This window comes from Moraxella sp. CTOTU47616 (assembly GCF_032017465.1).
Taxonomy (GTDB): Bacteria; Pseudomonadota; Gammaproteobacteria; order Pseudomonadales; family Moraxellaceae; genus Faucicola; species Faucicola tetraodonis.
Map to the genome: position 1 here is coordinate 1 of NZ_DALZPU010000014.1, position 14,565 is coordinate 14,565.

General features: G+C 41.6%; 11 protein-coding genes and 1 pseudogene. 6 read left to right on the plus strand and 6 right to left on the minus strand.

Translation table 11 applies throughout. The annotated features are described in order from the left end of the window. Positions 1 to 160 precede the first annotated feature (160 nt). Entirely contained in the window at positions 161 to 946 is a 786-nt protein-coding gene (gene map / locus RTS10_RS10905; RefSeq protein WP_312540319.1) for a type I methionyl aminopeptidase, read from the minus strand. Between the two features lie 160 nt (positions 947 to 1,106). Between map and msrB the strand changes: the two genes are divergently transcribed. From msrB to tsf, 3 genes are all read left to right on the plus strand, one after another. Then, the gene (gene msrB, locus RTS10_RS10910; RefSeq protein WP_312522871.1) at positions 1,107 to 1,577 is read left to right on the plus strand and encodes a peptide-methionine (R)-S-oxide reductase MsrB; all 471 of its coding nucleotides are present in this window, start codon (positions 1,107 to 1,109) and stop codon (positions 1,575 to 1,577) included. Between the two features lie 270 nt (positions 1,578 to 1,847). Next, positions 1,848 to 2,618, plus strand: coding sequence for a 30S ribosomal protein S2 (gene rpsB, locus RTS10_RS10915; protein ID WP_007115803.1), 771 nt, complete (start codon positions 1,848 to 1,850; stop codon positions 2,616 to 2,618). A gap of 229 nt (positions 2,619 to 2,847) precedes the next feature. Beyond that, positions 2,848 to 3,726 carry a translation elongation factor Ts gene (gene tsf, locus RTS10_RS10920; protein WP_007115804.1) on the plus strand — a complete coding sequence of 293 codons (879 nt, stop codon included), beginning with the start codon at positions 2,848 to 2,850 and terminating at the stop codon, positions 3,724 to 3,726. A gap of 144 nt (positions 3,727 to 3,870) precedes the next feature. On the opposite strand, the gene RTS10_RS10925 is transcribed toward tsf, so the two are convergent. The 5 genes from RTS10_RS10925 to glyQ all read right to left on the minus strand — a co-directional run bounded on the left by RTS10_RS10925 (position 3,871) and on the right by glyQ (position 11,494). Beyond that, a complete protein-coding gene (locus RTS10_RS10925; protein ID WP_312540321.1) occupies positions 3,871 to 5,157 on the minus strand; it encodes an O-acetylhomoserine aminocarboxypropyltransferase/cysteine synthase family protein in 1,287 nt (428 codons plus the stop codon). 230 nt (positions 5,158 to 5,387) lie between these two features. Continuing rightward, positions 5,388 to 6,833: a hypothetical protein gene (locus RTS10_RS10930; RefSeq protein ID WP_312540324.1), complete on the minus strand. Its 1,446-nt coding sequence runs from the start codon at positions 6,831 to 6,833 to the stop codon at positions 5,388 to 5,390. A gap of 363 nt (positions 6,834 to 7,196) precedes the next feature. Then, entirely contained in the window at positions 7,197 to 9,299 is a 2,103-nt protein-coding gene (glyS, locus tag RTS10_RS10935; RefSeq protein ID WP_312540327.1) for a glycine--tRNA ligase subunit beta, read from the minus strand. 122 nt (positions 9,300 to 9,421) lie between these two features. Then, positions 9,422 to 10,276 (minus strand): sulfite exporter TauE/SafE family protein, encoded by an 855-nt coding sequence (locus RTS10_RS10940; RefSeq protein ID WP_312540330.1) that lies wholly within the window; start codon positions 10,274 to 10,276, stop codon positions 9,422 to 9,424. Between the two features lie 279 nt (positions 10,277 to 10,555). Beyond that, the gene (gene glyQ / locus RTS10_RS10945; protein WP_062334805.1) at positions 10,556 to 11,494 is read right to left on the minus strand and encodes a glycine--tRNA ligase subunit alpha; all 939 of its coding nucleotides are present in this window, start codon (positions 11,492 to 11,494) and stop codon (positions 10,556 to 10,558) included. Between the two features lie 584 nt (positions 11,495 to 12,078). Between glyQ and aciT the strand changes: the two genes are divergently transcribed. The 3 genes and pseudogenes from aciT to RTS10_RS10960 all read left to right on the plus strand — a co-directional run. Further along, positions 12,079 to 12,513 (plus strand): AciT family ciprofloxacin tolerance protein, encoded by a 435-nt coding sequence (gene aciT, locus RTS10_RS10950; RefSeq protein WP_312540329.1) that lies wholly within the window; start codon positions 12,079 to 12,081, stop codon positions 12,511 to 12,513. A 343-nt stretch (positions 12,514 to 12,856) separates the two neighbouring features. Further along, complete coding sequence (locus RTS10_RS10955; protein ID WP_065252165.1) at positions 12,857 to 14,260, plus strand: hypothetical protein; 1,404 nt, start codon at positions 12,857 to 12,859, stop codon at positions 14,258 to 14,260. A 112-nt stretch (positions 14,261 to 14,372) separates the two neighbouring features. After that, positions 14,373 to 14,565 (plus strand): annotated as a pseudogene (locus tag RTS10_RS10960) (biotin synthase BioB); the annotation flags it as partial.

Below are 14,565 nucleotides of genomic sequence, written 5' to 3' on the forward strand. Positions count from 1 at the left end.
ATTCTTTCTAAGCTTCGTAACTTGTTTTACTTATTTGTAAACTCTTCGTCGCTCAGTGGTGGCGTATTATACGTGAATTAGAATGGGTGTCAACAGGAAAATATAAATAATTTTAAAATAATGGCTAACTTTCTTTTATACCGATGATTTCATTCATATTTTAACTGTTTAAAAAACTCAAATCTTCTTCTGGACGCTGGGTAAATACTTCACAGCCGTTTTCAGTGACCATCAGTGTGTGTTCCCATTGGGCAGACAATTTACGGTCTTTAGTAATTACCGTCCATTTATCGGGCAAGGTTTTGGTTTGCCATACACCTTGGTTAATCATTGGTTCAATGGTAAATGTCATGCCTGTGCTCAGTTGTAGACCGGTATTTTTTTTACCATAGTGCAGAATTTGTGGTTCATCATGGTATACGTCACTAATCCCATGTCCGCAATATTCTCTTACTACGCTAAAACGCTCGGGTTCAGCCACCGCTTGAATTGCTGCGCCAATATCGCCTACATAGGCGCCATTGCGAACGGCTTTCATCCCTGCATATAGTGCGTCTTGGGCAATTTTGCAGATACGCTGCGCCATGATAGATCCTTCACCGATAATCCACATTTTTGAAGTATCACCATGATAGCCATCTTTTATCACTGTGACATCAATATTGACGATATCGCCATCTTTTAGGATACGACTGTCATCGGGAATACCGTGACAAACCACATGGTTGATTGAAGTACAAAGCGTATGCTGGTAGCCATGATAGCCGACATTGGCGGGAATGGCTTTTTGGACATCGACAATATAGTCGTGGGCAAGCTTGTCTAATGCCCCTGTCGTTACACCTTCTTTGACATATTCATCTAACATCACTAAAACGTCGGCGGCTAATTTACCAGCGACGCGCATTTTTTCAACAGCTTCAGGGTTATTTAATAGTGTTTTCATACAATAATTATCTGATTTTGCAAAAATTTAAGAAGACGTATTATAGCCCTTTTCGCCTTTTTCACAAAACTACTATTTGTTTAAACAGTTGTTACTTGAATTTTGGACGGGTTGTAACTATTGTGATGTTCTACAATGACAACAAGGGTTAGGAACGTCTATGGCTAATTCAATTAATATCGATACACAGAAGTATGTAAGACCGTCTGAAGCTGAAATTAAGGCAAATCTGAATGATGAGCAATATTATGTGACACAGCAAAACGGCACCGAACGTCCTTTTAGTCATGAATATGATCACCAATTTGAACGTGGTATCTATGTGGATATTGTGAGTGGTGAGCCGCTTTTTAGCTCATCGGACAAGTATGACTCAGGTTGTGGTTGGCCCGCCTTTAGTAAACCGATTGATACCGCAGTAATCAATGAATTATTTGATGATAGTCACGGTATGCGACGTACTGAAGTGCGTAGCCGTGTGGGTGATTCACATTTAGGTCATGTATTTAATGATGGTCTTCCTGAGCTTGGCGGCATGCGTTATTGCATCAATGGCGCGTCGCTACGTTTTATCCCTTTAAATGAGATGGAACAAGAAGGTTATGGTGACTTAATCGGATTGGTTGAATAATTGCCATCTGCATTTGCTAAAACATATAGCTTAACCACATAAAAATATGTTAAAATAGCAGTTTGTCATTTTATCTTGAAATGGCAGATTGCTTTTTTATTTACTAACATGACACACACATTGCTATTTTCAAGCTAACAAACTTGATAAGAGTTAAGCTGGGTGTTTGCAAATTTGATTAATTAAAGTCCTGTAGATTTTGATGCGTGTTTGCAAATCGGCTTAATCGGTAATGTGGAGGCATAACCCAACTTTACTTAAGGAAATCTCATGGCGTCAGCTAATCCTACCCAAGTTTCAATGCGTGATCTTTTAGAAGCCGGTGCACACTTTGGTCACCAAACTCGTTTTTGGAATCCAAAAATGGGCAAATTTATTTTTGGTGCACGTAACAAAATCCACATCATCAACCTTGAGCATACAGTTAAAGCGATGAACGAAGCACTAAACTTCGTTAACCGTGAAGCAGCACGTGGCAACAAAGTACTATTTGTTGGTACTAAACGTGCGGCAAGCAACGTTATTAGCGAACAAGCGGCTCGCGCTGGTATGCCGTATGTTGACCATCGCTGGTTAGGTGGTATGTTAACCAACTGGAAAACCATCCGTCAGTCAATTACTCGTTTGAAAGAATACGAAAAACAAGCTGAAGATGGTACGTTTGCTAAGTTAACCAAACGTGAAGCGTTAGAGCGTACTCGTGAAATGGAAAAACTTGAGCGTGCGTTAGGCGGTATCAAAAACATGAACGGTTTACCTGATGCAATTTTTGTGGTTGACGTTGACCATGAAGCGATTGCAATCAAAGAAGCAAAAAACTTAGGTATTCCTGTCATTGGTATCGTTGATACAAACTCAAACCCAGATGACGTAGATTATGTCATTCCTGCCAATGACGATGCGATTCGTGCGGTAACGCTATACGTATCAGCGGTTGCAGATGCAATTATCGCTGGTAAAGAATACGCGAAAACTCAAGGCGGCAAAGCAGCAAATCAAGAAGAAGTAACTGAAGCACCAGCAGAAGCTGCGGCAGAATAAGGGTTACCGCAGTATCATAGCAGCGCATTGCTTAAGTTGTTATGATACTGTCATCAAAATTTTATAAACTAACTTTGATGGGTAAACACAAAATTAGTTTATAAAAATTCGAATTTGTAGCGTAATATTAAAAGGGCAAAAATCACCAATTTTTGTCCTTTAATCTCCAACTGTTTAGACAATAAACAACCCAATTCTCATCTATAATGATAATCAATTGAGGTATCTCATGGCAGAAATTAGTGCAAAACTGGTAAAAGAATTACGTGACCGTACAGGTCTTGGTATGATGGAATGTAAAAAAGCCCTGCAAGAAGCAGACGGCGACATCGAAACCGCAATCGACAACCTGCGTAAATCAGGTCAAGCAAAAGCTGCTAAAAAAGCAGGTAACATTGCTGCTGATGGCGCTATCATTATTGCCCAAGAAGGTAACAAAGCCTTACTACTTGAAGTAAACTGTCAAACTGACTTCGTGGCAAAAGATGCCAACTTCACCGCATTTGCAAACAAAGTAGCTGAACTTGCGCTTGCCAATAATACCACTGATGTAGCGGCTATCTCTGCATTGCCATATGGCGATGGTCAAACGGTTGAAGAAGCCCGTGTTGAGCTCGTACAAAAAATCGGTGAAAACATCCAAGTACGTCGTGCAGAAGTGATTGAAGGTGACAACCTAGCCTCTTACCGTCACGGTATTCGTATTGGTGTAGTGGTTTCTGTTGAAGGCGGTAATGCAGACACCGCAAAACACGTAGCGATGCAAGTTGCGGCCTTCAACCCAATCGCGGTTGATGAAGCGAATGTACCTGCTGATACGCTAGCGCGTGAAAAAGACATCATCGAAGCGAAAGCGAAAGAATCTGGCAAACCAGACGCCGTGATTGAAAAAATGATCACCGGTGGTCTACAAAAATACTTGAACGAAGTGACTTTGTTGAACCAACCTTACGTTATCGACAACGAGAAAAAAGTTGGCGATATATTAAAATCTGAAGGTATGACGGTTAAAGCATTCAAACGCTTAGAAGTGGGTGAAGGCATCGAGAAAAAACAAGAAAACTTCGCTGAAGAAGTGGCAGCAGCTCAAGCAGCAGCAGCTAAATAATAAGCGACAACCGCTAGGTTGTAGACTTATTAAAAATACCCCATAAATTTGGGGTATTTTTTTGTCTAATTTTTTTTTTAAATTCAAAAAAGCGAGTTGAAGGCTCGCTTTTTTATGTGAAGCGATTATTTGTAGATGAAGCGATTAATTGGCTGCGGCTAACGCTTGCTCAAGGTCAGCTTTGATGTCCTCAATATGCTCAATACCAATGGATAAACGAATCATGTCTTCGCTGACACCTGCTTTTTGCAACTCTTCAGCATTTAACTGGCGGTGCGTGGTAGTGGCGGGATGGCAAGCAAGTGACTTGGCATCACCAATATTGACCAGACGGGTAATTAATTGTAGCGCATCAATGAATTTCGCCCCTGCTTCACGGCCGCCTTTTAACCCAAAGGTTAGAATCGCTGATGGCTTACCACCAAAGTATGTTTGCGCAAGCTTATGCTCTGGATGGTCGGTTAATCCTGCGTACTTGACCCAAGCCACTTGTGGATGATGGTTTAAAAATTCTGCCACGGCTTGGGCATTTTGGCAATGTCGCTCCATACGCAAGGCTAACGTCTCTAGCCCAAGCATAATTTGCCAAGCATTCATTGGGCTTAGTGCCGCACCGGTATTACGTAAGGGCGCAACGCGTGCACGTGCAATAAACGCCGCAGCACCCATGGCTTCGACAAAATTGACACCATGATAGCTGGCATCTGGGGTATTTAAAATCGCGAAACGTTCTTTGTGAGCGCCCCAATCAAATTTGCCACTATCGATAATCACACCACCCACCGACGTGCCCGAACCACTCACATATTTGGTCAATGAATGAATCACAATATCAGCACCATGCTCAAATGGACGGCACAATGTTGGCGTGGCGACGGTGTTATCAATCACCACAGGTACACCTTTGCTATGAGCAAATTCGCTAATTTTTGCGATATCTAGCACATTACCCAATGGATTGCCAATACTTTCGCCAAATACCAATTTAGTACGTTCATCAATCAAATCAACCAACGTCTCTGGTTGGGTATAATCAAAGAAACGCACTTCGATACCTTGACGTGGCAACGCATGAGCAAATAAATTGTAAGTACCGCCATACAAAGTTGATACTGAGACGATGTTATCGCCTGCCTCACATAGGGTTTGGATGGTATAAGTAATCGCCGCCATCCCGGATGCCACTGTCAATGCGCCGATGCCGCCTTCTAACGCTGCCATACGGGCTTCAAGCACCGCGTTAGTTGGGTTCATGATACGGGTATAGATATTGCCGGCAACTTTCAGATCAAAAAGGTCAGCACCGTGTTGGGTGTTATCAAAGGCATACGAACTGGTGTGGTAGATAGGCACAGCGACAGCTTTGGTGGTCGGTTCTGGTTCATACCCTGCATGAATGGCGAGCGTTTCTAGGCGATGCGGTGGGCTCATACATATTCCTTGAATTTAGTTTAATTAGCAAAAAAATCTCTTTTGCATTGTAACGAGTTGCTAATAAGTTTTGCAAATTCACAATAGAGCATTATTGGAACATTAATGCTGTTTTTTGGAATATCGATTCGTGGTGAATTGGCGTCTAAACGCCCGCGTTTAACATACATATAAAACAGTACGTTGTAAACTATAGCTAATGGAATTTTTAATTTTTTATAGATAATTAATCAGGCTTGCTCGGCTTGTTCATTGATTAAATATTCAGTTAAATTTAACATCTCTTGATAGGAATCAAGCTTAAGGATAAAGCTCGTAAAATCATTGGTTTGAATATGAGATAGCCGAGTTAAATGTTTTAGCTCATACACCAAACTATTGACAACATCATCATATTGTTTGAGACGTAAAACTTGGGTATCATCTGCTAGTGTTTGTGTCACTGTTAGCAAGGTCTTGGCTTTTGTCACTAACTGCTCTTTGTCCAATACCTGCCCATATAAGGTATCCGTTATGACCGCAACAGTGGCTCTTTTGGTGGCAATAAAATCATCAACTGTTTGCGTATCTAAACTTAATAGATAGACGGCACGACTGATAAATTTATGGTATTCATCTTTTACCTTATCGATTTGCTTTGTTAAAAGCACCGTTTCGGTAATATCTACCACGCTGACAAATAAATGAATAGATTTTTTATTCGCGCTTTTCACCACCCGTAAAAATTCAAAATGCAGGTATTTCTTGTTGGTAACGCCTGTTTCATCTAAAAAAATCAACTCGACTGTTTTAAGTGGGTTGATATCTTGAATCAACTCTTCATCCACGTTGGATTGGTACAGGTAATTGATAAAATGCTGTGTCGCTCTGATATCTTTTTCGCTGACCATATTTTGTAGCAGCTGGGGTAATGTCAGCCCAGCTAACTGCTTGCGCCCCAATAACTGCTCTAGTTTTTTGGAATAATGCTCACCAATGACCATTTTATCATCGATGAGAAACAAGCCTTTTTTGACTGTGTTCATGATATCGCGCATATCGGTCTGCGCTTTATCAATCGCCACATCATCGTGATACATGTGTCTGATGGTGTAATGGATAAAAAAGATGATATAGGCTATCAAAGCAAAAAAACTGCAATAGGTCAAATAGCGCGAATAATCTGCGGTACGGTAGGTGTCATTGAGATAAGTGTCATAGCCAATATTCATCAACGACCAAATTTTGGCTTGGTTATGATAAGCAAACTCAGCCAATTCAACTTTGCCTTTTTCATCTTGCTCAGAGACTTGCGCGATTCTTTGGCGATAGTCTTGCCAAATAATGGCAAATTCATCCATCGCCGTTTCTTGCTTTGGATAGCGGGACAACTGTGCCATATAACCGTCTAACTCAGCCGCCTGTTTTTGTAAGGTCTGAATGATTTGTTGACTATCGTTGTGAGGCGTTACTGTTAGATGCTGCGCACTGGTTGCTATCTCAAGCGTCAAATCACTGATGTTGCCAATGATATCCATATGCTGGGTAGACTGGGTTAAAAAACGCGCAATGTATACATTGATAATCACGAATGATAGCACAAACAAACACAGCACCACTAAGCTTTGTAAAAGAAGCCGATACCTTTTGGTACGCACCATATATTGAAACAAGCTATCGTTATTGCTGACTTTCACGTAATTACCCTAGACCAAGATAAATTAGAAAAGATAAATTAGAAAAAATAAATAATAGATAAAACCCCACCGTTAAATACACAATCTACCAAAAGCTTTGAATCTGGTTATATTGGTTATACTGCTTATACCATCATAAACCCTAGAAAGCGATTCAGACAAAAACACCCTTAAAATAGTATCAAATACGCGTAAACTCGTCTGCCAATTTAGTGAAAACAAGCGTAAAAGTATCTTTGGCTTGTAAAAAAACCCATAATGACCGTTGTCAGTATGGGTTTACCCAATGATATTAAAGCAGGCGTATTAAAGCAATAGTATCGAAGCCATATGATTAAAGCGTTAACTCGTGTCTAAATTAGCTTATAGCTGTAACTCACTGATATCTGCAACCGTTAAAAATAACCCACGCACTTTTTTTAGCAACGCCAACCGATTGGCTTTGAGGTTAGCATCTTCACTATTCACCATCACCTGCTCAAAGAAGTCATCCAATGGCTGCTGCAGTGTGGCTAGCGATTGTAAAATCTGGGTGTAGTTGGCGTTGTCAGTGTGTTGGTGGGGCTCAATACTTTGCGCCGCAGTTTGCACCGCTTGATACAATGCTTTTTCGGCAGGTTCTTGTAAATAAGCCGTTTGTACTTGGCTTGCAATCTCACCCTCAGCCTTGGCTAAAATATTGGCAACACGTTTATTGGCTTCGGCAAGTTGTTTGGCGGGTGGCAAATCACGGAAGGCTTGAACTGCTTTGATGCGATGGTCAAAGTCCATTGGCACTTGCGGTTGTAACGCCTGTACCGCCATAATTGTATCCACGCTCACGCCTTGGTCTTCATACATGGCACGGTAGCGCGAATTAATAAACTCCATCACTTGTTTAAAAGTTTTTGGTAAGTCGTCAATTTTGCCTACATAACCCAATAAAGCTTGCTCAAGCAAGACTACCAGATTTAGTGGCAGTTGTTTCTCAATCAAAATACGCAGTACCCCAATCGCCGCACGGCGCAGACTAAACGGGTCTTTTGAACCGGTCGGGGCTTGGTCAATGCCAAAAATACCGACCAGCGTATCCAAACGGTCTGCTAATGCCAGCGCCGTTCCAATGTTGGTCGCCGGTAATTTATCACCGCTAAATTTTGGCAGATATTGCTCTTCGATTGCCGCCGCCACCGCTTCTGGCTCTTGGTTTAAACGCGCATAGTAAGTCCCTGCCACGCCTTGTAATTCTGGAAATTCACCCACCAAGGTACTGGCAAGGTCTGCTTTTGACAGCAAGCCTGCCCGTGCCGTTTGCTCAACGTCTTCGCCAATTTGGGTAGCAATAAAGGCAGCTAGCTTGGCAATACGCTCAGATTTTTCCCAAATTGTCCCTAACTTATCTTGGAATACGCGGGTTTTGAGATTTTCAGTCAGCGCAAACAATGGCTGTTTTTGGTCTTGTAAAAAGAAAAACTCAGCATCAGCAAGGCGTGGACGTACCACTTTTTCGTTACCGGCAATCACTTGCGCTTTATCTTTACTGTCGATGTTACTGATAAAGATAAAATAAGGCTGTAATTTACCTTGGCTGTCAGTCAAACAAAAATATTTTTGATCCGCCTGCATGGTGCTAATCAAGGCCTCTTGTGGCACTTGTAAAAATCGTGGCTCAAAGCTTGCGCGTAGCGCTACTGGATAATCGACCAGCGCAGTAACTTCATCAAGCAAATCTTGTGGTACGATAGCAGTCGCGCCTACTTCATCGGCAAGCTGTTGGACTTGCGTTTTAATCTGTTGTTGGCGTTTGTCAAAATCAGCGATAACGTGCGCCTCGGCAAGGTTTTGCTCATAGCTGTCCGCCGTGTCAATTCTAACCTTATCAGGATGATGGAAACGATGTCCAAGACTATAACGACCCAATTCAACGCCCTGCGACCCTGTCTCACCCGACGTTAATCCTTGAATCGTCGCTGGCAGTACTTGGTCGTCTTTGAGTAGCACCAACCATTTGACAGGGCGAACAAACTCAGAACGCTCTGCGCCACTGCGCATGCGTTTGGCAATCGGTAACTCATCTAAGGCTTTTTGAAAAATATTCGGCAGTAACTCAGCCACTGGCTGACCGATGACATTCATTTCGTAGCCGATATAATCGCCTTTATCACCTTTGATGGTAATCAAATCCTTGACGTCAATACCCAAACCTTGGGCAAATCCTTGTGCCGCTTTGGTTGGGTTACCGTCCTTATCATAGGCAGCTTTGACTGCAGGACCGCGTTTTTGTTCGATTTTATCGGGCTGTTTTTCACTAATTCCTTGAATCTGCAAGGCAAGGCGACGCGGGGCGGCAAAGCTTTTAATGGTATCAAAGCGAATATTGGCATCTGTTAGTGATTGGGTGACATGGTCGCTAAGTGCATCACGCAATGTTTTTAGATTTTTTGGGGGCAATTCTTCGGTGCCAAGTTCAAATAAAATAGTAGACATGCTAAAGCCTTGTTGATTCAAATAAGGTAAATATAGGCGATTATAGCAGAAATTTAAGCCATAAAAATGCCCCATCAGCGGGGCAAATCAAGAAAACCGTCAGCGCAAAACGAAAATTAAACTTATTGGCTGGCGCTTGCCGAAGTCGTTACAGCGGTTTTGGCGACTGGCGTATTAGCTGCCGCTTTTGGTTTGGCTTTGGCAGGATTGACCACAAAGTTAATGCCTAACAGCAACAGCGTCACCCCTAAAATCGGGCGCAATTTTTTCTCAGGTAATTTACTGCTCAATAATGTGCCTACAATAATGGCAGGAATCGCGCCAATGAGCAAAAAGGTCAGCATGTGAAAATCCACACTGCCTGACAGCAAATGTCCGAGGCCTGCGACCAAGGTTAACAGCACCGCATGTACCACATCCGAGCCGATGATACGAATGAGGGGTAATTGGGGAAAAATTAGCACCAGCGCCATGACGCCAAATGCCCCTGCCCCAACCGATGATAAGGTCACTACTACCCCGAGCAATATGCCCATCAGCACCAATTTATATTTAGGGATTTGGGAGGTGAGACTGTCAGTTTGGTCATTTTTGCGGTATTTGTCAAAAAACGCTTCGATACGGTTGCGAAAAATCAGCGAAATCCCAGTAATGGTCAACATCACGCCCAATATCAAGGTCATGATTAGTTTGATGGCGTTGATATTACCCAAGTAAGTAGCGACGAGATAATTGGTGACAATGGAGGCTGGAATACTACCAATCGCTAGCCATAGCACGATTGGCCAAACGACATTCGATTTTTTAAAATGTACCACCCCACCAAAAAACTTGGAAATAGCGGCGTATAGCAAATCGGTGCCGACAGCAATATGCGGCTCTACTTTTAGCAGTAAAATCAAAATCGGCGTCATCAGTGACCCACCGCCCACGCCGGTCACACCCACGCAAAATCCGACAAAAATACCCGCTAAAATAAAGTTCCACTCACCGCCCCTTGTTACCTGGCTTACTTGCTGCGGCTATTGTAGTAGAATAGCGCGTCGTTGCCCTGTGGCGATTTTTGATATAAATATGCGAGATTAGAATATTCTGATAATTTGATATTTTTTATTAGCGTTGATAACAAAATAATCAATAAAATAAGGCAAGAAAAAAGGCAATAGAAACTATCTATTGCCTTTTTCAATTTTGCTGTTCAAAAAAATTTTTTCGTCGATGTGGTGAAACTATTGTGATTTATCCGCTTCTTTCATCTATTGTTTTGAAATAGCTTCTTTTGGTAGATATTTTTCTAACGCATCCGCTTTATGTGCGTCATCTGCCAATGGGAAGCCCAATTTGGCGCGCGTTTCTACATAGCTTTGTGCGACCTTACGTGCCAATGTACGCACACGCAAGATAAAGCGCTGACGCTCAGTGACTGAAATCGCCCCACGCGCATCCAACAAGTTAAAGGTATGTGACGCTTTGAGTACCATTTCATACGCAGGCAGCGGCAAATTAAGACCGACCAATTTATCGGCTTGGCTTTCATAAAAATCAAATAATTCAAACATTTTTGCCACATCGGCATGTTCAAAGTTGTAGGTTGATTGCTCTACTTCGTTTTGGTGGAACACATCGCCATAGGTGACACGACCAAATTCGCCATCCGTCCATACCAAGTCATACACACTGTCCACGCCTTGGATATACATAGCAAGTCGCTCAAGACCGTACGTGATTTCTCCTGTCACTGGGAAACACTCAATACCACCGACTTGCTGGAAGTAAGTAAACTGGGTAACTTCCATGCCATTGAGCCAAACTTCCCAACCAAGTCCCCATGCGCCAAGCGTTGGTGATTCCCAGTTGTCTTCTACAAAGCGGACATCATGCGTTAAGGTATCGATGCCAATTGCTTTGAGTGACCCCAAGTACAATTCTTGAATATCAGGTGGATTGGGTTTGAGTACCACTTGGAACTGATAATAATGTTGTAAACGATTTGGGTTGTCGCCATAGCGACCATCTGTGGGACGGCGTGATGGCTGCACATAGGCAGCATGCCAACGCTCTGGACCTAATGCTCGTAAGAAAGTGGCGGTATGAAACGTGCCTGCACCCATTTCCATATCATAAGGCTGTAACACCACACAGCCTTTTTCTGCCCAATAATTTTGCAAAGTTAAAATCAATTGTTGAAACGTCATCATACGAGAATTACCACTATATAGTCGGTGATTAGGCAAACCGTGTTTATCAAAATAGTTGTCCGGTTAATTTTGATAAAGCGTCAGTTTTTTTAATTAGTCACATTAAAAATTTAAATTTTTTTGCGTCGCAAATAGCACTTAAAATAGGCGGTACAATTGCCGAACGATATTTTTACTTAAAACGCCCAAAATAGCAAACTTATCCAATTTTTCAGCTACAGGTATAGCAATGGTTATTGAGTAAATTAATTGGCTGGCAAAACTACAAAGCATTAAAACAATATACATTTCGCGACAAATCAGTTACCGCATTTTAGCACTTTTTTACTAGATTTACGAAAATTCCTGTTACCCTTGAACAAGTGATTTCGACGATTGATTATTGCCTTTTTTTAGCCGGTTTTAGCCATTTTAATCGCTTTTTTTTAAGATAAATCAGCCAAATTTGATACGTCATCCATTGTCGTTTTAGTTGGGTTTTGACTTTTAATTTTCATCTTTTACCGCCATAATAACCTATACAAGCTTTTACTTAATTTATTTTAAGTAATTGTTTTTAATAACTTTTCATGAGGTCAACCATGCTTATTTCGGCAAGTCTATTATTAGCTGCTACGTCGTTAACTTCTAATTGGTTGTTTTTAATCGTTCTAGTGACTGTCGGTATGCTAGCGATTGCGTTTACCCCTTACCGTTTTGTATTGGGCTATTTTATGTTGGGCATGGTGTACTGGATTTCGGTGGAAGGGCTGCATTGGGCAGTCGTCACGCTGTCATCATTGACTGGCACGGATGCGTATGTGGCGGCAATTGGCTTATCGATGATTCCCATTGTGATAGCGTTAAATGGAAAACCCAAGTTTAACAAAGCCGCAAATCAAGCTGCTACTAACCAAGCCATGTTAAAAAGTAGTGTCCAAATGAGCGCCGGTCATCGTCCTGTGGTATTAGAAAAAGATACCGATTTTCATCAAAACTTTGTTCGTCATGCCTCCGTGTTTGACTCAAAACACTAATAACAACCCTATCCCCTTATTGCTAATTAGTAGCAAGTTATTTAACCCATCATGTTGATGGGTTTTTTATGCGCTTTAGCTTGATAGAAGCTAAAATATTCACTGTCTAACGCTGCTTAAATACACAAATCAAACGCTTTGATTACAAAAAATGATACTGATATGTTAAACATTACTGTAACTTGGCATCGATGACCTTATAATATATCGTATAACAAAGCTATTAAATCTTTTTTAATAGCGAATTATAATTTCTTTGAAATGAGTGACTTAAGCATCGTCATTTATTTCAAGACCTTGCGTATTGCAATATCTATAAAATCTATAATTTTGGAGGACACGTATGTTATCTCAATTAACCCAAATCAAATCAGATCCCCTTGACGTATTATTGTTTGCCGTTGGCTTGCGTCTAACCCAACTTGCCAAAATGGGCGATGACAAATTTAAAGGCTTATTAGAAAACCGTAATTTTACCATTCAACTCGGCAGCGACGCGGAACAAACGTCACGCTATTATGAGATTAATAACGGTACTTTTAGCCAACATGCAGGTCCAGCCAAAGAGCCAACATTGACGATTACCTTTAAAGACTCAATGACGGGTGTGAAATTGCTCACTAAAGGTGAGGCGACGGCATTTATGACGGGCATCCAAAATGGTGACTTAAAAATGTCCGGTGATTATTCACTGCTGATGTGGTTTAACCAAATCGCAAAATTTATTGTGCCAAAAGTACCTGAGCCACTTAAACCTGTGGTTGAACAAGCAAAACCCTTGATTGAAAAAGCCACACCTTTTGCTAAAGAACTTTGCAGCAAAGCCCTAGCAATGATTGGGGGCGCGAGCGCGGGTAAAGCATCTGGTAGCAGCAAATACTTTAATGAAGCCAACACCAAAGATGTCAATGCTGACAGTGATTCTGAAGCTACGAGCAAATTAGACACCCTTAAGGCGAAAGCGGCTGAAATTAAAGATGATGCGGTGGAAAAATTTGATGAGCTAAAAACCGAAGCCAAAGAAAAAATCGATGCACTCAAAGAAGATGCGAGCGGAAAATTAGCGGATATTAAAGACACCGCTAACGAAAAACTTGGCGAAACCAAAGAAAAGTTGGATGAGGTTAAAGCGCAAGCGGCTGATAAAATTGATGACGCTAAAGAAACTGCCACTGAAAAGCTTGATGAAGCAAAAGCAGCCAAAGATGATAAACTTGCGGATGCTAAAACCAAGCTTGAAGACGTCAAAGACCAAGCAGCTGAAAAATTAGCCGATGTTAAAAGCTTGGCGGGTGAAAAACTAGATGATGCTAAATCAAAGGTTGAGGAATTAAAAACCCAAGCCGATGACAAACTAGATGCGCTAAACGATGAAGCCAAAGAAAAAGTCAGCGAGGCAAAAGATAAAGTCGAACAAGCTAAGCAAAAGCTGACCGATGAAACGACGAGTGATTCTGATGCATCCGATAATAAAGCCATCGAAGAGAAGTATGAAGCGGCTAAAAATACTACTAATGCTCAAGATAGTACGGCAGATGATGATAGTATCCGTCCTGACAACGTGTTTGCCAAATCAGCCGATAATGACAACTTAACGCCTGCGCTGCGTAAATCTGCTGAAATTGAGGCAAAGCATGCGTCTGATGAGGTCATTGCCGACAATGTCAAAACTAGCGCAGTCACTGATGATAAATCACCTATCACCAATATTTCCATTACCCGTGGTGATAGCTCTCAAGACAAGTAAGCCATTGTCATTAAATGATAAAAAACAATCACTTTAGGTGGTTGTTTTTTTTTGGTATGATGAGACACCTTTTATCATTTTTAGCTTTGTTTTAATTAGGATTATAGCTGTCATGGCAGACTTATTAGCAATTCAACAATCAGAGCAACCGATTGGCACCACACTGACCCCCCAAAGCCGCCCAACTCGCGAGCAAATCCAAGCTTGGTTTGAATTACCTTTGATGGATTTACTATTGCTCGCGCAAAACAAACTTCGCGAACACTTTCCACCCAATGCGGTACAAGTCAGTACCCTGCTATCAA

Bases quoted from the DNA above. Each gene is read 5' to 3' on its own strand.
- glyQ (WP_062334805.1), bottom strand. From the start codon at position 11,494: ATGACGTTTCAACAATTGATTTTAACTTTGCAAAATTATTGGGCAGAA.
- RTS10_RS10955 (WP_065252165.1), top strand. From the start codon at position 12,857: ATGTTATCTCAATTAACCCAAATCAAATCAGATCCCCTTGACGTATTA.
- tsf (WP_007115804.1), top strand. From the start codon at position 2,848: ATGGCAGAAATTAGTGCAAAACTGGTAAAAGAATTACGTGACCGTACA.
- RTS10_RS10925 (WP_312540321.1), bottom strand. From the start codon at position 5,157: ATGAGCCCACCGCATCGCCTAGAAACGCTCGCCATTCATGCAGGGTAT.
- glyS (WP_312540327.1), bottom strand. From the start codon at position 9,299: ATGTCTACTATTTTATTTGAACTTGGCACCGAAGAATTGCCCCCAAAA.
- map (WP_312540319.1), bottom strand. From the start codon at position 946: ATGAAAACACTATTAAATAACCCTGAAGCTGTTGAAAAAATGCGCGTC.
- msrB (WP_312522871.1), top strand. From the start codon at position 1,107: ATGGCTAATTCAATTAATATCGATACACAGAAGTATGTAAGACCGTCT.
- rpsB (WP_007115803.1), top strand. From the start codon at position 1,848: ATGGCGTCAGCTAATCCTACCCAAGTTTCAATGCGTGATCTTTTAGAA.
- aciT (WP_312540329.1), top strand. From the start codon at position 12,079: ATGCTTATTTCGGCAAGTCTATTATTAGCTGCTACGTCGTTAACTTCT.